Below are 14,973 nucleotides of genomic sequence, written 5' to 3'. Positions count from 1 at the left end.
ATCCAATCTCTCAATCGGGGTTCCGGTCCGAGATTGGGTAGAGGAACTGGCCATGCCTGCTGTCTTGACGGCCATGCCTTCTGTCGCTTCAGGCGAGATGCAGCTCGTGCGCCGCGCCTTGGCGCGCGAGGGCGATGCTTTCCGCACCATCATCAAGACGTACAACCAGAGGCTCTACCGCATCGCCCGCGGCGTGGTGCGCAATGACAGCGAGGCCGAGGACATCGTGCAGGAGGCCTATGTCAGGGCCTTCGCTCATCTCGATGCGTTTCGCGGCGACTCCTCGCTCGCCACATGGCTGTCGCGCATCGTCATCAACGAGGCGCTCGGCCGCCTGCGCAAAAGGCGCAGAACGGTGTCAATGCCGGAAAATCCGCAAGCCGAGATCATCCGGTTCCCCCTCAACCCCAGCGACGATCCGGAACGGACGATGGCGCAACGGCAGATCCTCCAACTGGTCGAACGGGCCACCGACAGACTTCCCGATGTCTACCGGACGGTGTTCGTGGCACGGGTGATCGAGGGGCTGAGCATCGAAGAGACCGCCGACCTTCTCGGCGTGCGGCCACAAACCGTCAAGACGAGGCTGCACCGCGCCCGCGCCCTGGTGCGCAAGGCACTGGACGACCAGATCGGGCCGGTGCTGCTCGATGCGTTCCCCTTCGCCGGCCGACGTTGCGAAAGGCTGACCAGTGCCGTGATGCGGCGGCTCGGCCTGGAAAGCTGACCGTTCGCCGATTCCTTGGGAACGTTTGCCGCTGCCCGGCATCCAATGACCGTCAACCGAGAAACGCTGTCCGGCGCGAGTCCCGTGTCCGGGCGAAGGAGATGCCATGCTTATCCGACACACCGCTGCCCTGGCCGCCATGCTGCTGCTTGGCACTGCCCCGTTCGCACAAGCGGCCGACAAGCCGACCGACCCACAGATCGCCCACATCGCCTACACGGCCGGGGTCATCGACGTTGAAGCTGCCAAGCTGGCGATCGAGAAATCGAAGAACAAGGACGTCGTGGATTTCGCCAACGACATGGTGCGCGACCACGAAGCCGTGAACGTGCAGGCGCTCGACCTGGTCAAGAAGCTGAAGGTGACGCCCGAAGACAACGCCACCAGCCAGGCGCTGAGCAAGGCGGCGGCCGAAGAAAGGGCCAAGCTCGCCAAGCTTGAGGGTGCTGCCTTCGACAAGGCCTATGTCGACAACGAGGTCGCCTACCACAAGCAGGTCAACGGCGCTCTCGAAACGTTGCTCATTCCGTCGGCCAGCAATGCCGAACTGAAGAGCCTGCTGGAAACCGGCCTGAAGATATTCCAGGGCCATGAGCAGCATGCCGAACATGTCGCCGACATGCTGAAGTGAGGACGGGAAGCATGTCGAAACGCAATCTGTGGATTGCGTTGACGCTGGTCATCGGTACCGTTCCGGCACAGGCTGAAACCATCCAGGTCACCATCGACAAACTGGTGTTCTCGCCAGCCACCGTCGAGGCCAAGGTCGGCGACACGATCGAGTGGGTGAACAAGGACGCGTTCGCCCACACGGCGACCGTCAAGGGTGGCTGGGAGGTGATGATCCCGCCGAAAAAGTCCGCGAGCCTCACCCTGCAGAAGGCAGAGACAGTCGACTATTTCTGCCGTTTCCACCCCAACATGAAAGGTCGTTTGGTGGTGGCGCCCTGATCCAGCGCCAACGAGGCCCGCCTGGCTTCGTCAGGCCGCGCGATATGCGTCCACGAGCCGCCATAGCGGGGCTCGCGGCGCATTAGCCAGGCATCGAGCCCTTCGCGCAGGTCGGCGGTCGGAGCCATGCGGGCGAACTGCTCGGCCTCGACCAGCAGGCCTTCCGCGATGCTCTGGTTGAGGCCGCGCGCCACCGCCGTGAGGATGCTCGCGATCGCCAGATCGGAGTGCCGCAGGATACGCTTGGCCAGGCCGATTGCGGCCGGCATCAAATCGGCATGCGGCACCACCTGGTTGACTAGGCCAAGTTCAAGGGCGCGCGGCGGCGGAAACCAATCGCCGGTCAAAAGCAGTTCGAGCGCCCGCTTGCGCCCGGCGAGCCTGGGCAAGCGCTGCGTTCCGCCAAAGGTCGGCAGCATCGCAAGGTTGATTTCCGGCTTGGCGAACAAAGCGCGTTCGCTGGCGATGGCGAGCGGCACGGCCTCGGTGATTTCGCAGCCGCCGCCAAAAGCAATGCCGTTGACGGCGGCGATGACGGGTTTGCGGAATGCTTCCAGCCTTGCCGTCAGCCGCTGCCCGCGCACAACGAAGTCACGCATCGCAACATCGACGCCAAGCGCCACACTGGCCGAGAATTCGTGGATGTCGCCACCCGCCGAAAACGCCCGCTCCCCTGCTCCGGTAAGAACGACCGCCCGAACGCCGTCATCGACTTCAATGTCGTCGAGGACCGCGAGCAGGCGATCGATCAGAGCATAGTTCAACGCGTTGAGTTTCTCCGGCCGGTTGAGGGTGAGGATCGCAATCCCATCCCTGGTTTCGTTAAGGACAAGATCGGTCATTTGGCTTCCTTCTCCAGCATGGTCATGGGTCGGAAGGCTACGCCCTTTGCCGCTTGTGTATATTCACTAGTCGGTATACATCGGCTGATGCCTGAAGCGCAAAGCCCTACCCGCAAACGTATTGTCGATGCCGCGACAAGACTGTTTTACGCGGAAGGAATCGGCCGCGTCAGCGTCGATGCCGTTGCCGAGGAAGCGGGGCTCACCAAGCGGACGCTCTATTACCACTTCAAGAGCAAGGACGACCTGATCGCCGCCTATCTCGATGGCCGCGACCAACCCAATCTGAAGCGGATGGCCGGCTGGTTCGATGCCGCCGAAGGCGGAGCGGATCGCAAGGTCGAGGCGATCTTCACCAATCTGGCGAGGGCCGCTCACCATCCGAAATGGAAAGGATGCGGCTTCCTGCGCACGGCCGCGGAACTCGCCTCGATGCCTGGACATCCGGCGATCAAGGTCGGGTCGCGGCACAAGTCAAATTTCGAAACATGGCTGGCTGGAGAGCTGTCCGCCCGCAACATCGAGGAGCCGCAAGCCTTGGCACGCGAGATCGTGCTGCTGATAGACGGCTCCTTTTCGATCATGCTGATCCACCGCAACCCCGATTATATCGAGGCAGCCGGCCGCGCCGCGGCGACGCTTGTCCGGGCCCGAATTTCAAGCAACCAGGTCTAGAGCGGTTCTGCGTTCCACGGAGACGCAGAACCGCTCTATCTCTTTGTTTTGACGCAATTCCGTACGGAAAACCGCCACACACTTTTCCTGGAATTGCTCTAGAATCCAAACGCCAGCCATGCCGTGCCGACGCCAAGCGTTATCAATGTCAGCGGCAAGCCGACCTTGAAGAAAGCGCCGAACGACAGGTGGGCGCCGGCGGTCCCTGCCTGCTCGGCGACGATCAGATTGGCGACCGAACCGAGCAGGGTGAAATTGCCGGCCAGCGTCGAGCTCATGGCGACCACCAGCCAGGCACGCTCGGGGTTTTCGAGGCCGGGTATGAAGGGCCTGAGCGCCAGCACGGCCGGGACATTGCTCATGATGTTGGAGAGCACCGCGGTGAAGCCGGACAGGCGCCAGACATCGTCCAGCCCAAGGTTCTTGGCCGAGGCGATGATGTCGGGCGTCAGCAGCGTCTTTTCCGCGCCGGCGACGACCACGAACAGACCGGCGAACATGAACAACAGTGGTCCGTCGATCTCGCGGTAGATGCGTTCCGGTTTGATGGCACGGGTGAGCAAGAGGATGGCGCCGCCGATGAGTGCCGCCTTGGCGACGGGCACGCCGGCGAAAAAGGCGATGGCCAATCCGATGCAGACCACCACCGCCTTCAGCACCTGCCCCTTGTGCATGCGGCCGCGCGAGACCTCGGGCGTCAATTGGGCCGTGCGGGCGAATTCGGCCCGGTAGACGATGCGCACGATGACAACGACCGCGACGAGGCTAAACAAGGCGACCGGAGCCAGTGCCGCCGAAAAGGCAGGATAGGAAATGCCCGACAGCGCGCCGATCACCATGTTTTGCGGATTGCCGGTGATGGTGGCGACGCTGCCGCAATTCGACGCGGTGGCGGTGGCGATCAGATAGGGGATGGGGTTGCGCTTGATGACGCGGGTGACGTGGACGACGATCGGCGCCATCACCAGGCAGATCGCGTCGTTGACCAGGAAGGCCGACAGCACGCCGGTCAGCAGCGTCACCATCACCAGGAGCATGAAGGGCGCGTGCGCGTGCTCGATGGCGACGGCGCCAAGGCCACGAAAGGCGCCGGAGACCTTCAGATGCGCCACCACGATCATCATGCCGAGCACAAGCGTGATGGTGTCGAAATTGATCGCTCGGTAGGCATCCTCCATGCTGAGCGCGCCTATGGCGATCATCGCGGCCCCGCCGAGCAGCGCGATCCCTGCCCGGTCGAGGCGCAAGCCAGGGATGCGGCCAATGGCGACACCGGCGTAAGTCAGGACCAGGATCAGCAGTGCCGCCGCGCCCATCAATGTCATCGGTAAGAAGTCCTGCTCAGTCTGTGGCGCGCCGCTGCCCGTCCGCCCGATGGTTCGTTGCATGCCAGCTTTAGCGCGATGTCGAGATCGATGACAAACAGGCCGGCATATTGTTGCGCCGACGGTGCCCGCAAAGCCCTGCGGACGATGTGCCGCTAATGCAGATAGAAATCCAGCCGCCGTCGAAGCGCCTGCAGGGAAAACAGCTGCTCAACGGTCCGCCGCGCCTCCCGACCCACCGTCGCCCGCAGCCCCGGATCGGCTTGGAGGTCGGCCAGGATCTGCCCCGCTTGTTGCGTCGTCTCGAACAGAAAACCGTTTTCGCCATGCCTGATATGGTCGGCGTAGCCGCCATGCGAATGGCAGACCACAGGCAAACCACAGGCCATCGCTTCGAACACCACCCGGCCGAACGTCTCCACATGCGAGCCGGAGCGATAGTAGAACACGTCGAGCGTTGGCAGGAACTCTTCAGCCGCAAACCGGCCTTGCGGGAGGAGTTCGAGTTGCGAATGCGGTTTGAGCCTGTCCTTGAGCAGCATCCCGCCCTGAATCCGCAGCGCGACGCCACCCGCGAGCAAAGCTTCGTACAGCGGCACATCGTCCGCATGATGTTTGTCCGGGGTGTCGCGGCTCAATCGTCCCAGCGTGAACGGACGACCCGGCTTGGCCGGTTGTGGTAAAAAGCGTTCGATATCGATTGGCGAGGGATGCACGACACCGTCGACCTGCAGCATGCGTTTTTGAAAATCGGAAATCAGCACCAGTTCGGCGTCGGGCCAGTTCAGCATAAGGGGCATGCGCGTCGTCAGCGCAATGACTTTCGGGTGAAAGGTATTGAAGACGTAGATCAGCCGGCGCGGTCGTGGAATCAGGTAAGGCCATATTTTGTTGCGCCAATGCGCGCCGAGGAAGACGTAGGTACCGCCGTCCGGCACATTCCACTTTGGCAGCGAGACGCGGCGAATCGGAAATTGCCGCATCAGCTCGCCGGACACCCTGGAGGACGTTGCCCACAGACGCACCTCGGAGTCGGCGCTCAACAGCCGGTACAGCTCCAGGGTTTCGAGGTCACTGCCGCCAAAGGGGTTTTGAAAGCCATTGAACAGATGGATCATAGTTGCCGCGCTGATCTTGCCTGAACTGTCCCGCCATTCGTTCGCCGGCATTGAGACAGGCCGTGACTGGACCGCCGGCCCGGATGCTTGGGGAACTCAGGAAAGCAGGACCGTTTTCAGCGGTGATCCATACATCACCGACGCAGCGGAAGCACGGCGATAAGGGAACGTCAAGGAAGCGGTCCACGCCAGCTTCCTTCTCCGTTGTCAATGCACCGTGGCGATGCTGGGCAGAGGCACCGGAGAGGCACCTGCCGGATCGAAGCTGACTTGATCGCGCCCATTCGACTTGGCCGTATAAAGCCGTCTGTCGGCCGCCACGAAAATCTCTTCATAGGTGGTCGGGCCCGTAAAGCTTGTGCCGCCAATGCTGACGGACAATGGGCATGGCCTCCCGCCTGGAGAAAAGTCCATTTCACGGATGCGCCGGCGGATGCTTTCGGCAACCACCCAGGATTGCGCGGGATCCAACCCGGGAAGAAACACGCCGAATTCCTCGCCGCCGATGCGGCCAACGATATCGCCGCCGCGCAACTGTCCTTTGATCTCCTGCGCTATCAGCTTGAGCGCCTGGTCGCCGCAGTCATGGCCAAGCCGGTCGTTGATCAACTTGAAATGGTCGGCGTCGATGATCAGCAGCGCCCCCGAATTGGCTTGCTGCTGCTTGCGGGTCTGCTCGAGATAGGCCTCGACCAGCATCGAGAATGCGCCGCGGTTCAGCACCGCCGTCAGGCTGTCGGTGGCGGCAACGACGCTGAGATCGCGCTGGGCGATGGCCAGCTGGCGGATCTTCCACATGAGGAACGACAGAAACGAGCCGCCCAGCACCAAGGGCAGCATCAGATCGGTCAGTTGCGCGCGCCACACCGCCTCGGGCGAGAGATAGGGAAAATTGAAGGAATCGACGAAGAACGCCACGGCAATGAAGAATGCCGTACCGGCTGCCGTGACAGCGATCACCCTGCCCCAGCTCGTCGGCGACAGATCGAGCCTCATTGCGTTCCACTCCGTTAGCCGCCGCTACTATGGCGTACCAACGCAAACAAATTGATAAGACTTTCCTTCCAATTCGATGTCGGTGGCTACGTCAGCCAGAGATCAACGGCCGCCGACGGCAGCCGTGCTCGCTGCCGCGGTGGGAACACTCCGTTTAATGGACTTCGGACTGATGCAGGGAAATCCTGAAAGTCAGCGGTTGGGCGCCGGTCCACTCAGATTCTCGACAACGAAGGATGCTGCGATCAAGTCGTCGGCATCCAGTCGTAGGGAGCCGTCGCCTGCCCCCATGATGGCGGCGACCTTGTGAAACGTTTTCATCTCATGGTCGGAAATTTCGGCATCCTGCATTCTGGCCTTGAGTTCAGCGATACGCCGCCCCAACGCAGGGGACGTTCCAATTTCACGTTTCGACATAACCTGGTTTCTCCTCCCCCAACCCGCGCTTGTTTTACCCCACCCCATTCGTCGGCCCGCACATTGGGTTTTTATGAGACACCGCGAATACAAGGCCCCGAACGTGTGATGGGAGCTAAGGTTCCACCCCCGCCAGATCACGAAATAATTCCGGATCGCCGCGCCGAATGGGCGGCAAGCCGAGGCTCAACTCCCTGTTGCATAGGGTTGTGGCGCTGGCAGCCGCGAGATGACAGATCTAGCGGCCTTGATCAGGTGAACTGGCACAGGCCTTTGAAATTATTGGCGATCCCGACAGGATTCGAACCTGTGACCATCGGCTTAGAAGGCCGGTTTTAAAGCCCTTCCCTTTGCTGACACAACGCTTACTTTTCCACACCAACACCTTGCAAACAAAGGCTTTGAGGCTTACCTTTGCGCCGATTGTCACGCCTAACGCATACCCTCACTTACCGCGTTTTGCTGACATGGTGCTGACACGGCCCATTCGTGTCAGCAAATCGGAGGCGGGAAAATGCCCAAGATCACCAAGCGCATTGTCGATGCCGTGGAGGCAGATAAGGACCGGCGATTCTATGTCTGGGACGACCAGATCAAAGGTTTCGGCCTGCTCGTACTGCCCAGCGGCGTCAAGAGCTACATCTACCAGTATCGCACGCCGGAGGGCAAGGAACGCAGGGCAACGCTCGGCAAGCACGGATCGCTAACGCCCGACGAGGCGCGCGACGCGGCCGACGAGATGCGACGCTTGGTCAAGGCCGGTCGAGATCCCCTGGACGAGAAACGAGACCGCCGCTTGGCGACAACGGTCAAGGAGGTGCTGGAGGCCTATCTCGAATCCGAGGCGTTCAAGGGCAAAGCGGTCGGAACTCGCGCCACCGACAAAGGCAGGATCAATCGTCACCTTATCCCCCTTCTCGGCAAGCATCATGTCGACAAGTTGCGACCGGGAGATTTAGACAAGGCCTTCGCCTCGATCCGCGATGGCAAGACGGCGGTGAGAGAGAAGGTCGGCCCGCGTGCTCTGGCGCGGGTGCGTGGCGGCGAAGGCGCGGCCAGGAAATCCCTCAGGCTGTTGCGCAGCACATTGGCATGGGCGGTGCGCGAACGGCTTATCACCAGCAACCCGGCATCGACTTATCAAACCGGCGCCGATGGGACGCGCGACGTCATTCTTGACGATGCCGCAGCCTATGGCCGTCTGTTCAAGACCCTCGACCTCATGGAGGCGGAGAAACGCATCAGGCAGCCGGTGGCCGACGCCATTCGCGTCATAGCTCTAACAGGTGCCCGCCGAGGCGAGATTGCCGGTCTGTGCTGGTGGCATGTGGATCTGAAGTCGGGGCTCGTCACCCTTCCCCCGGCCGCGCACAAGACAGGCCGCAAGACTGGCAAGCCGCGCATCATTGGCCTACCTGCCGCAGCACAAGCCTTGATCGCGCGCCAGCCTGCCGGCGAACTCGACGACTTCGTTTTCTCCCCCGCCAAAGGTGACGGCCCGGTTGTGTTGTCGAAGATGTGGAACAAGGTCCGCGTAGAGGCAGAGCTGCCAGAGGGTATCGGCCTGCATGGCCTGCGACACTCCCTCGCCTCGCACATGGCAATGGCTGGCGCACAAGCCAGCGAGATCATGACTGCACTCGGCCACCGCGACATGGCGACGTCGGCGAAGTACGTCCATTGGGCACAGGAAGCCCGGCAGGCGATCGCGGAGAAAGGGGCGGCTGTGGCCCTAGCCGGCATGGCGGTTTCCAGCGACAAGAAAACTGCGGAAGTTGTGCCGCTGAAAGGTGGTGCACAGTGAGCGACCAGCGGGACCGCCCGCCGAGCTGGAGGCAAGCCCACAAAGCCTCGTTCATGGAGAAGTATTCAAAAATCCTTCCGGCCGCCGAAGCCGACACCGGGAACGAAACACTTTCTCTTATCGCTCGGCTGATCGGAGGCATGGATATCATTGAGGCGCAGAAATCTGGAGACGACGACAAACTTGTGGAAACGGCCTCTGTCGCACTCGGCGCTGCGCAACAAACAGCCATGGAGTTCGAGAGGTTCTTGAAGCCGTTTCTTAGAGCTTTTGAGGAACCGTCGTTCCGGGATTCACGCGACCCATTGAAGTGGATGTTGACGTTCACCGCCTCAACGCTTTTCCCGGGCGCGCGCAAGGAACCTGATCTGGTTTTCGTGCCGTTGCCGGCCAACTATGTTTCGTTCCTCATTGAACATTTGAATGCGCTTGATCACGGCGAGCGGGACACGATTTTTCAACCAAACCAAACCGGCAAGCATTCGCATCCATATGCCTGGGCGAAGGCAAGAGAAGAGGCCATTCTTCACGTCTGCTTCATGCAGGGTGGCGGGCGAACGAAGACATCCTCCCGCGAGTTGGTGGGAAAGGCCATTGGTGTGGCGTCCAATACCCTTCGGGATTGGGAAAGAGAGATCTCCGATTTTGACTTCGACAACGCGCGGGAAGCCGGGCGCCTCGAAGAACAACGTATCAACGTTGGCATTCCCTGGCCCAAAGTCATGGACGCCCATGTGGAAGCGATGGCGGACCGTCTGAGCGGTAAGCTACCAGGCTTCGCTCGCTGGTACCGTGAAGAATTCGGCAAACGCCATTGGGCGGGTGCTGGCGATTAGACGGTAATTGCCAGCAGTTTTCTGATGTGAAATCGGGCTAGATCACCGACATTACGCAAACCGACTTCGATCGGCATCCTTTCCCTCGCAAACTTAACCAGCCCCAGCGAGGGAATAGAAATGAACACTCCAACCTATCGCGACCGTCGCGAGGCTGCACGCCTTCTGACTGAGCGCGGCCTTAAAACCTCATGGAAGACGCTGCAGAAACTGGCGACTGTCGGCGGCGGTCCTGAATATCAGATCTTTGGCAACCGCGCCGTCTACACCGACCAGGCTCTCGACGCCTATGTCGCCGGCAAGATATCGGCACCGCGCCGCTCGACGTCGGAGGCGGCATGATGACCGGCCTCGATCATGAGCACTCTGCAGCCATCGACGTGGCCGGCAACTGGCTAGCGCAGAACCCACGCAATCGGCTCAATCAACCGGTGATCCCGCTCTTGCGCGAACGCTTTGGCTTGTCGGTTGCGGAAGCGGTGGAAGCCTGTCGTGTCGCCTCCAAAGCCAGGGAGGCGATCGATGTCAGCGGCACCTGAAACGAGAAAACCCGCCTCTGGCAAGGAGACGGGCTCTCAGGAAAATGGAAAAGCGGGCAGCACTTCCACTTCAGATATAAACCAGAACACGGTTAATTTACAAGCCCGCTGCTCACCGGCGACGAAGTGGAAACTTGCTCATCCGAAAGCCGTCTGGGCTCAGGCGGCGCTCCGTTCGGCCCTTAAGCGCGGCCTCATCAGTCAGGAGCCCTGTGCGGAATGCGGTGCCCTCGATGCCGACGGCCATCACGACGATTATGACAAGCCAATGCAAGTCCGCTGGCTTTGTCGCCTGCACCATCGGCGTGAACACCTTCGCCTAAAATGCGAGGCGGCCGAATGAGCGGCGGGCGAGAGTGGTCCAAGATCTCGCCGGCCTTGTGGCGCTCGCCGCGCTTCCTGGGGCTCAAGGGAAGCGATGAAAGGCTGTTGCTGGTCTACTTCATGACCTGTGACCACATGACCTCGTCGGGGTGCTTCAGGCTTCCCGATGGCTACGCAATCGCCGATCTCGGCTGGACGATGGAACGATACCGGACAGCCCGCGATCTGCTCGGCGCCGCCGGCCTCATCAGCTTCGATCCGGCAACGGAGGAAGTCTTTGTCGATCGCTGGTTTCGGCACAACCCGCCGACCAATGCCAAGCACGCCAAGGGCGCCAGGCGCCTCATCAACCAGATTGACAGCGACGGGCTGCGGGAAAAGGCCGAGGCCGAATTCTGTGAAACCGATTGGGGCGGGCAAAGCGAACAGGTGGTGAATAGCGAACTCAGCAACCATTCGCGGCTCGCCAACACGTCAATCTTCCAACGGGCTCGATAGACTATGGATAGGCTATCGAAAGGCTACCGATACAGAGAGACTAGACCGAGACGTGAGACCAGAGACCGAGAGGAGACAAGACCGAAACCGAAACTAAAACCGAGAGAAGACTTTGAGACCTCCGCTTTGGAAAAAAGGAAAATCCGAAGCGCTGGCGCAGCCCTACTGATGCCGCGCGAGCCGGTCCATGGGCGCGTTTGCTTCAGCCAACTTGGCCAGCGCTTGTTCGACCTTCTCTGCCGAAGCATCCGTGCGCTCGATGTGGTGGACCACTTGATGCCGCAGTATCGCAAGCTTTGCGGCGCGATGCATATCGCCGTTTCGCTTAGTTTCGAGGTCGAAGGTCGGGAGCATCATGGGTCAACAATCTCAAGGGTGGGGTCAATTGATGCTGGCGAGATTGATCTTCGTCAGCCGCGACCTAGCCTCGATCACGCGCCGCCGGGCGGACCTAATCCTGCTGCAGAGAGCGATGTTGATCCCGACTCCGCAGTCCTCGTCCAGCATCCCTTCTGCACGTTCAAGGACGAGCTCCGCCCGGTTAATGCGGAGCCTGGCCTTGGCCAATTCGAAGATCAAAAGATCGGCCGCTGTCCCGCGTCCGTCGGGTTCCAAGGTGTTCATCATGAAGTGCTAACACATGGCGGAGCGGTTCGTTCCCTGATGTCGGGCGAAACGGGTGCCACATGACGGACCCGCTCGACATCCTGATCGGCCATCTTCAGGGCCTGGCGGAACAGATCGATATCGCACTCTCTGCCGCCCGCGCCCTGCGGGGGCAGGACGACAGCCCGAGCACGCTGGTCAAGTCCGACCACGATATGCCTGAAACTCTCGCGCCGAAGGAGGCGGCCCATCTCGCAAAAAGGTCAGAGAGCACGATAATCCGATGGTGCGATACCTACGAGATCGGCAAACAGGTGGGCGGGAGATACTTCATTTCGAAGCAAAAACTGATGGACCATCTCGACCGTCTTGGCCGCTGATGGGTGCGGATTTGCCTGCGGATTTATGCGGATTTATGCGGATTTCATAAAATGACCGGCGACCTCGCAGGCCGTATTCTTGGCTCCACGAAACGGAGTTTCAAGAATGGATCTGAAGAATCTACTGAGCATTGTACGCAAGCCGGCGAGCCCACGCGCCGACCTCGCATTTGCCCTGGCAAGTCTTGATCTTGAAAGCGCGGAGGTACGCGCCTCCCAACTCGAGACAGAGCGCCGGCGGATCCTGATCAGCGGCGATGACCGCGACCTCGCAGAAATCGAGGACAAGATCACTGTCGCCAATCGAGAGATCGAGCGGCGTTTTGCTCTTCGCGATGAACTGCAGAGCCGGCTGGCCAAGATCGACGAGGCTGACGAGATCGCAGGGCGAAAGCGTCGGTATGACGAAGCGACCAAGCTAAGCGGCGAAGTGCGCAAGGCACTCGCTCGCTACCCATCTCTTGCCCGGCAGATCATCGACATGCTCGCCGTGGTCGCCGAGGCCGAGGCTGCTATCGCCGCTGCCAACGACGATCTGCCTGAAGGCGCAGCTCCGATCGCCGCTGCCGAGGTGTCAGTGAGGGGTACGGGCGCCGACATCCCGCCGCTGGCGTCAACGATCTTGCTTCCAAGCTTCGACCCGGCCAAGCCCGATCTGTGGCAGCCGTGTGGGCCGTCCGGCTATATGGGCAACTACCACAGCGGCATCGAGGTCGTACTGGCTCGCCTCGCCGAACTTCGGGGCGCCAGGTCATGATCGACTGCCAGCGCCCGTTCGTAGCCTCGCCACCCATAACGGCTCGTATGCGCCGCGCTGCCGCGTTTCATGAGGCCGGACACGCTGTCGCTGCTTTGCAGTTCGGATGGCCAATCGATCACCTCACCATCATTGCCGACGTCGATCGAGATGGACTCTCGCGCGGCGGCCATATCCAGATCACCAAGCGGATGGAGCGCGAGGATCCGGCCAAGGCCATGGTCTTCGCGCTCGCCGGACCTGCAGCACAGCGCCGCGGTGTTCCTCGCTCGCATGTGCAGGCATCAGGCATTTCGGACTTCGAGGAGGCGGACCGGCTTGCCCGCATCCATTGCCGGACGATCCATTCAGAGCGCACCCTCAAGCGCTTCGCCGCACAAGAAGCCAAGGCACTCGTCGCGGATGCATGGGCCAAGGTCGACGCCATCGCCCAGGCGCTGCTTGCCCGCTATGTGCTGACCGGCAGCGACGTGGACCACATCATCCACCCAATCACCCAGGCACAGACCACGGCTTGGCAGCACGGCATGCGTAACATGACCATGCCGACGGTCGAGCAGCGGCGACAGTTCAATGATCAGCGCGAGGCAAGACACGTCACAGTGCGCGATGTGGCTGCTGCTGTCCTCGATGTCGCGTTGCGGAATGCGGTGACAGGCAAGGCAACCAGCCTGGCCACGCCCGCGACCATCAGCACCGTGCTCGACGTCATGGCTTGCCGAGGGCTCGACCCTGATAAGTCGAAGATCAAGCTCGAAGAACTGATCGCATCACGTCACGCTGCAATGCAGTGGCGGACGGTCCATCTTGAGGGGCGGCGCCCTTTGAGGGCTCGCGGTATGTCCAACAACGAAAAGGTGCTCTCCCTGCCGCCTCTGGCATTCGTGCCGCCAAACAAGGGCCAAGGGCACCAAGCCGCACCTATCCACCCCCACCCCTTAGGTTCTTCTCCCCCTACCAGCAATGAGGGGGGGCTGGGACCGTGTAGCGCCTCCAGGCGCAGCATTCGGTTTTGGGTACGCAGTCCGCAGGTGTCCTCATGGGAGGCATAAGCAGGCGTGCCTATGCCAAGCGCCGAGGCTGCACCGAAAAGGCAATCCGCGACCGGATCACCGACGGCACTTTGGCAGACGCGGTGTTGCCCGATGGCACGATCGACGCTGGCAAAGCCGACAGGCTGCTCGCCGAGAAAGTGACCGCCGGCAAGCGCACCGGATCCGATTTGAACGAAGCTCGACGGAGGAAGCTCGCCGCTGGCGTGGCTCTGCTTCAAGACGATGTTAGAGCTCTGGTGGACTCGGTGGTCCGCGTTGACGATGCCGGCCGATACATTCGCCAAAATTCCCTTGAGATCGCACTACGCCTTTTCCGCATCGCCGACGACTGCGCCGGCAAGGTCGCGGGCAAAGAGGCATCGGCGGCGGCGGCAATCCTGGATGAAGCGGTGCGAGCAGCGCTGACCGATCTTAGCGGCGGACCCACTGTCGACTTCGACGACGACCCGGACTCGGACAGCGAGAACGCGCCTTACTTCGAGGCCAACAAGTCCAGGCCACGCGGAGCCGCTCTCGACGATTTGACTGCGGTGCAACTTGCCGCACTGAAGGCTGACCTTGAGGCGCACCGTCTGGAAACCAAGCGCGCGCTGAACAACGGCAAGCTTGTCGAGATCGAACGCATTTGCGGCGAGCTCGCTGCGAGGTGTTCGATCGTCCGAAACCGAATGCTTGGCTTGCATGTGAAAGTCGCGCCGCATTTTCTTTCTGCTGACAAGTCCGAGGCGAAGACACTCCTCGAAATCGAAATCAGCGAAGGCGTCGAGGAAATGGCCTGCACATGGGTCACGAAGGCTGATCTCACGGCAGGACGGGCAAGCGACCGGCGCCAATTCTTCAAACGGGACCAAAAGACCAAGAAGGCAAAAGCAGCATGAAACGACAACTGAAGGCAGTCCTCGATGAGCCCGATCTTCCTTCGGTCTTGTCTGCGCCGTTGAAGGATGCGGTGTCGCTCGTCTGGGCAGAAGTCCGGACGGCGCAGAGGGCGGGCGATTTCGATCTCGCAGAGAAGATAATTCGCGAAGCGCTCGACGGCGCCATGCCTCAGACCATCGCAATTTTCGAGGCCCGCGTTGCTGCGGCCAATGGAGACAAATTCCAATGACCCAGCCAGAGCATG

The 14,973-nt window shown here is 61.1% G+C and carries 22 protein-coding genes and 1 tRNA gene; 15 read left to right on the top strand and 8 right to left on the bottom strand.

Features of this window, described 5'->3' with window-relative positions:
* The first annotated feature begins 52 nt into the window (after positions 1-52).
* From B5V02_RS39795 to B5V02_RS39785, 3 genes are all read left to right on the top strand, one after another.
* Positions 53-727: an RNA polymerase sigma factor gene (locus tag B5V02_RS39795; protein WP_111549349.1), complete on the top strand. Its 675-nt coding sequence runs from the start codon at positions 53-55 to the stop codon at positions 725-727.
* A 106-nt stretch (positions 728-833) separates the two neighbouring features.
* The gene (locus B5V02_RS39790; protein WP_111549348.1) at positions 834-1,358 is read left to right on the top strand and encodes a DUF4142 domain-containing protein; all 525 of its coding nucleotides are present in this window, start codon (positions 834-836) and stop codon (positions 1,356-1,358) included.
* 11 nt (positions 1,359-1,369) lie between these two features.
* Positions 1,370-1,678, top strand: a complete 309-nt coding sequence (locus B5V02_RS39785; RefSeq protein WP_111549347.1) for a cupredoxin domain-containing protein — start codon at positions 1,370-1,372, stop codon at positions 1,676-1,678.
* Here B5V02_RS39785 and B5V02_RS39780 read toward each other — a convergent pair.
* Complete coding sequence (locus tag B5V02_RS39780; protein WP_111549346.1) at positions 1,624-2,520, bottom strand: crotonase/enoyl-CoA hydratase family protein; 897 nt, start codon at positions 2,518-2,520, stop codon at positions 1,624-1,626. The two genes, B5V02_RS39785 and B5V02_RS39780, sit on opposite strands and share 55 nt — an antisense overlap.
* An 87-nt stretch (positions 2,521-2,607) precedes the next feature.
* Between B5V02_RS39780 and B5V02_RS39775 the strand changes: the two genes are divergently transcribed.
* Complete coding sequence (locus tag B5V02_RS39775) at positions 2,608-3,195, top strand: TetR/AcrR family transcriptional regulator (protein WP_167458846.1); 588 nt, start codon at positions 2,608-2,610, stop codon at positions 3,193-3,195.
* Positions 3,196-3,293: 98 nt separating this feature from the next.
* On the opposite strand, the gene B5V02_RS39770 is transcribed toward B5V02_RS39775, so the two are convergent.
* The 5 genes from B5V02_RS39770 to B5V02_RS40985 form a co-directional block, all read right to left on the bottom strand.
* Positions 3,294-4,520: an anion transporter gene (locus tag B5V02_RS39770; RefSeq protein ID WP_111549345.1), complete on the bottom strand. Its 1,227-nt coding sequence runs from the start codon at positions 4,518-4,520 to the stop codon at positions 3,294-3,296.
* Between the two features lie 155 nt (positions 4,521-4,675).
* Positions 4,676-5,689, bottom strand: a complete 1,014-nt coding sequence (locus B5V02_RS39765; protein ID WP_245446400.1) for a glycosyltransferase family 4 protein — start codon at positions 5,687-5,689, stop codon at positions 4,676-4,678.
* A 156-nt stretch (positions 5,690-5,845) separates the two neighbouring features.
* Positions 5,846-6,634: a GGDEF domain-containing protein gene (locus tag B5V02_RS39760; protein WP_111549344.1), complete on the bottom strand. Its 789-nt coding sequence runs from the start codon at positions 6,632-6,634 to the stop codon at positions 5,846-5,848.
* 192 nt (positions 6,635-6,826) lie between these two features.
* The gene (locus B5V02_RS39755; RefSeq protein ID WP_111549343.1) at positions 6,827-7,051 is read right to left on the bottom strand and encodes a hypothetical protein; all 225 of its coding nucleotides are present in this window, start codon (positions 7,049-7,051) and stop codon (positions 6,827-6,829) included.
* A gap of 283 nt (positions 7,052-7,334) precedes the next feature.
* Positions 7,335-7,420: transfer RNA gene (locus B5V02_RS40985), tRNA-OTHER, on the bottom strand.
* A gap of 145 nt (positions 7,421-7,565) precedes the next feature.
* Here B5V02_RS40985 and B5V02_RS39750 point away from each other — a divergent pair.
* The 6 genes from B5V02_RS39750 to B5V02_RS39725 all read left to right on the top strand — a co-directional run bounded on the left by B5V02_RS39750 (position 7,566) and on the right by B5V02_RS39725 (position 11,052).
* The gene (locus tag B5V02_RS39750; RefSeq protein ID WP_111549342.1) at positions 7,566-8,855 is read left to right on the top strand and encodes a tyrosine-type recombinase/integrase; all 1,290 of its coding nucleotides are present in this window, start codon (positions 7,566-7,568) and stop codon (positions 8,853-8,855) included.
* Positions 8,852-9,691 carry a hypothetical protein gene (locus B5V02_RS39745; protein ID WP_111549341.1) on the top strand — a complete coding sequence of 280 codons (840 nt, stop codon included), beginning with the start codon at positions 8,852-8,854 and terminating at the stop codon, positions 9,689-9,691. Before B5V02_RS39750 ends, B5V02_RS39745 begins: the two co-directional genes overlap by 4 nt.
* A gap of 120 nt (positions 9,692-9,811) precedes the next feature.
* Positions 9,812-10,033, top strand: coding sequence for a DNA-binding protein (locus B5V02_RS39740; protein ID WP_111549340.1), 222 nt, complete (start codon positions 9,812-9,814; stop codon positions 10,031-10,033).
* Complete coding sequence (locus B5V02_RS39735; RefSeq protein WP_111549339.1) at positions 10,030-10,230, top strand: hypothetical protein; 201 nt, start codon at positions 10,030-10,032, stop codon at positions 10,228-10,230. Before B5V02_RS39740 ends, B5V02_RS39735 begins: the two co-directional genes overlap by 4 nt.
* Positions 10,214-10,573, top strand: a complete 360-nt coding sequence (locus tag B5V02_RS40350; protein ID WP_146606232.1) for a hypothetical protein — start codon at positions 10,214-10,216, stop codon at positions 10,571-10,573. Before B5V02_RS39735 ends, B5V02_RS40350 begins: the two co-directional genes overlap by 17 nt.
* Positions 10,570-11,052: a hypothetical protein gene (locus B5V02_RS39725; protein WP_111549337.1), complete on the top strand. Its 483-nt coding sequence runs from the start codon at positions 10,570-10,572 to the stop codon at positions 11,050-11,052. The genes B5V02_RS40350 and B5V02_RS39725 overlap by 4 nt, the downstream gene beginning before the upstream one ends.
* A 162-nt stretch (positions 11,053-11,214) precedes the next feature.
* Here B5V02_RS39725 and B5V02_RS39720 read toward each other — a convergent pair whose 3' ends face one another.
* The gene (locus B5V02_RS39720; RefSeq protein WP_111549336.1) at positions 11,215-11,409 is read right to left on the bottom strand and encodes a hypothetical protein; all 195 of its coding nucleotides are present in this window, start codon (positions 11,407-11,409) and stop codon (positions 11,215-11,217) included.
* Positions 11,410-11,433: 24 nt separating this feature from the next.
* Positions 11,434-11,679 (bottom strand): hypothetical protein, encoded by a 246-nt coding sequence (locus B5V02_RS39715; RefSeq protein ID WP_111549335.1) that lies wholly within the window; start codon positions 11,677-11,679, stop codon positions 11,434-11,436.
* Between the two features lie 59 nt (positions 11,680-11,738).
* Here B5V02_RS39715 and B5V02_RS39710 point away from each other — a divergent pair, with 59 nt between their 5' ends.
* The 5 genes from B5V02_RS39710 to B5V02_RS39690 all read left to right on the top strand — a co-directional run bounded on the left by B5V02_RS39710 (position 11,739) and on the right by B5V02_RS39690 (position 14,958).
* Positions 11,739-12,038, top strand: coding sequence for a helix-turn-helix domain-containing protein (locus B5V02_RS39710; protein ID WP_111549334.1), 300 nt, complete (start codon positions 11,739-11,741; stop codon positions 12,036-12,038).
* Between the two features lie 106 nt (positions 12,039-12,144).
* Entirely contained in the window at positions 12,145-12,795 is a 651-nt protein-coding gene (locus B5V02_RS39705) for a hypothetical protein (RefSeq protein WP_111549333.1), read from the top strand.
* The gene (locus B5V02_RS39700) at positions 12,792-13,847 is read left to right on the top strand and encodes a M41 family metallopeptidase (protein ID WP_111549332.1); all 1,056 of its coding nucleotides are present in this window, start codon (positions 12,792-12,794) and stop codon (positions 13,845-13,847) included. The genes B5V02_RS39705 and B5V02_RS39700 overlap by 4 nt, the downstream gene beginning before the upstream one ends.
* Positions 13,808-14,728 (top strand): hypothetical protein, encoded by a 921-nt coding sequence (locus B5V02_RS39695; RefSeq protein ID WP_146606231.1) that lies wholly within the window; start codon positions 13,808-13,810, stop codon positions 14,726-14,728. Before B5V02_RS39700 ends, B5V02_RS39695 begins: the two co-directional genes overlap by 40 nt.
* A complete protein-coding gene (locus tag B5V02_RS39690) occupies positions 14,725-14,958 on the top strand; it encodes a hypothetical protein (RefSeq protein ID WP_111549330.1) in 234 nt (77 codons plus the stop codon). The genes B5V02_RS39695 and B5V02_RS39690 overlap by 4 nt, the downstream gene beginning before the upstream one ends.
* The last annotated feature ends 15 nt before the right edge of the window (positions 14,959-14,973 follow it).

Origin of the sequence: Mesorhizobium kowhaii (assembly GCF_003253745.1) — a bacterium.
Taxonomy (GTDB): domain Bacteria; phylum Pseudomonadota; class Alphaproteobacteria; order Rhizobiales; family Rhizobiaceae; genus Mesorhizobium; species Mesorhizobium kowhaii.
Note: the sequence above shows the minus strand (reverse complement) of the source record. Positions and strands in the feature narration are given on the sequence as shown.

What these genes read in the sequence shown, in the direction of transcription:
- B5V02_RS39720 (WP_111549336.1), bottom strand. Translation starts at nt 11,409, where the DNA reads ATGATGCTCCCGACCTTCGACCTCGAAACTAAGCGAAACGGCGATATG.
- B5V02_RS39795 (WP_111549349.1), top strand. Translation starts at nt 53, where the DNA reads ATGCCTGCTGTCTTGACGGCCATGCCTTCTGTCGCTTCAGGCGAGATG.
- B5V02_RS39780 (WP_111549346.1), bottom strand. Translation starts at nt 2,520, where the DNA reads ATGACCGATCTTGTCCTTAACGAAACCAGGGATGGGATTGCGATCCTC.
- B5V02_RS39690 (WP_111549330.1), top strand. Translation starts at nt 14,725, where the DNA reads ATGAAACGACAACTGAAGGCAGTCCTCGATGAGCCCGATCTTCCTTCG.
- B5V02_RS40350 (WP_146606232.1), top strand. Translation starts at nt 10,214, where the DNA reads ATGTCAGCGGCACCTGAAACGAGAAAACCCGCCTCTGGCAAGGAGACG.
- B5V02_RS39760 (WP_111549344.1), bottom strand. Translation starts at nt 6,634, where the DNA reads ATGAGGCTCGATCTGTCGCCGACGAGCTGGGGCAGGGTGATCGCTGTC.
- B5V02_RS39740 (WP_111549340.1), top strand. Translation starts at nt 9,812, where the DNA reads ATGAACACTCCAACCTATCGCGACCGTCGCGAGGCTGCACGCCTTCTG.
- B5V02_RS39710 (WP_111549334.1), top strand. Translation starts at nt 11,739, where the DNA reads ATGACGGACCCGCTCGACATCCTGATCGGCCATCTTCAGGGCCTGGCG.
- B5V02_RS39765 (WP_245446400.1), bottom strand. Translation starts at nt 5,689, where the DNA reads ATGCCGGCGAACGAATGGCGGGACAGTTCAGGCAAGATCAGCGCGGCA.
- B5V02_RS39700 (WP_111549332.1), top strand. Translation starts at nt 12,792, where the DNA reads ATGATCGACTGCCAGCGCCCGTTCGTAGCCTCGCCACCCATAACGGCT.
- B5V02_RS39715 (WP_111549335.1), bottom strand. Translation starts at nt 11,679, where the DNA reads ATGATGAACACCTTGGAACCCGACGGACGCGGGACAGCGGCCGATCTT.
- B5V02_RS39755 (WP_111549343.1), bottom strand. Translation starts at nt 7,051, where the DNA reads ATGTCGAAACGTGAAATTGGAACGTCCCCTGCGTTGGGGCGGCGTATC.
- B5V02_RS39790 (WP_111549348.1), top strand. Translation starts at nt 834, where the DNA reads ATGCTTATCCGACACACCGCTGCCCTGGCCGCCATGCTGCTGCTTGGC.
- B5V02_RS39775 (WP_167458846.1), top strand. Translation starts at nt 2,608, where the DNA reads ATGCCTGAAGCGCAAAGCCCTACCCGCAAACGTATTGTCGATGCCGCG.
- B5V02_RS39770 (WP_111549345.1), bottom strand. Translation starts at nt 4,520, where the DNA reads ATGACATTGATGGGCGCGGCGGCACTGCTGATCCTGGTCCTGACTTAC.
- B5V02_RS39785 (WP_111549347.1), top strand. Translation starts at nt 1,370, where the DNA reads ATGTCGAAACGCAATCTGTGGATTGCGTTGACGCTGGTCATCGGTACC.
- B5V02_RS39750 (WP_111549342.1), top strand. Translation starts at nt 7,566, where the DNA reads ATGCCCAAGATCACCAAGCGCATTGTCGATGCCGTGGAGGCAGATAAG.
- B5V02_RS39735 (WP_111549339.1), top strand. Translation starts at nt 10,030, where the DNA reads ATGATGACCGGCCTCGATCATGAGCACTCTGCAGCCATCGACGTGGCC.
- B5V02_RS39725 (WP_111549337.1), top strand. Translation starts at nt 10,570, where the DNA reads ATGAGCGGCGGGCGAGAGTGGTCCAAGATCTCGCCGGCCTTGTGGCGC.
- B5V02_RS39705 (WP_111549333.1), top strand. Translation starts at nt 12,145, where the DNA reads ATGGATCTGAAGAATCTACTGAGCATTGTACGCAAGCCGGCGAGCCCA.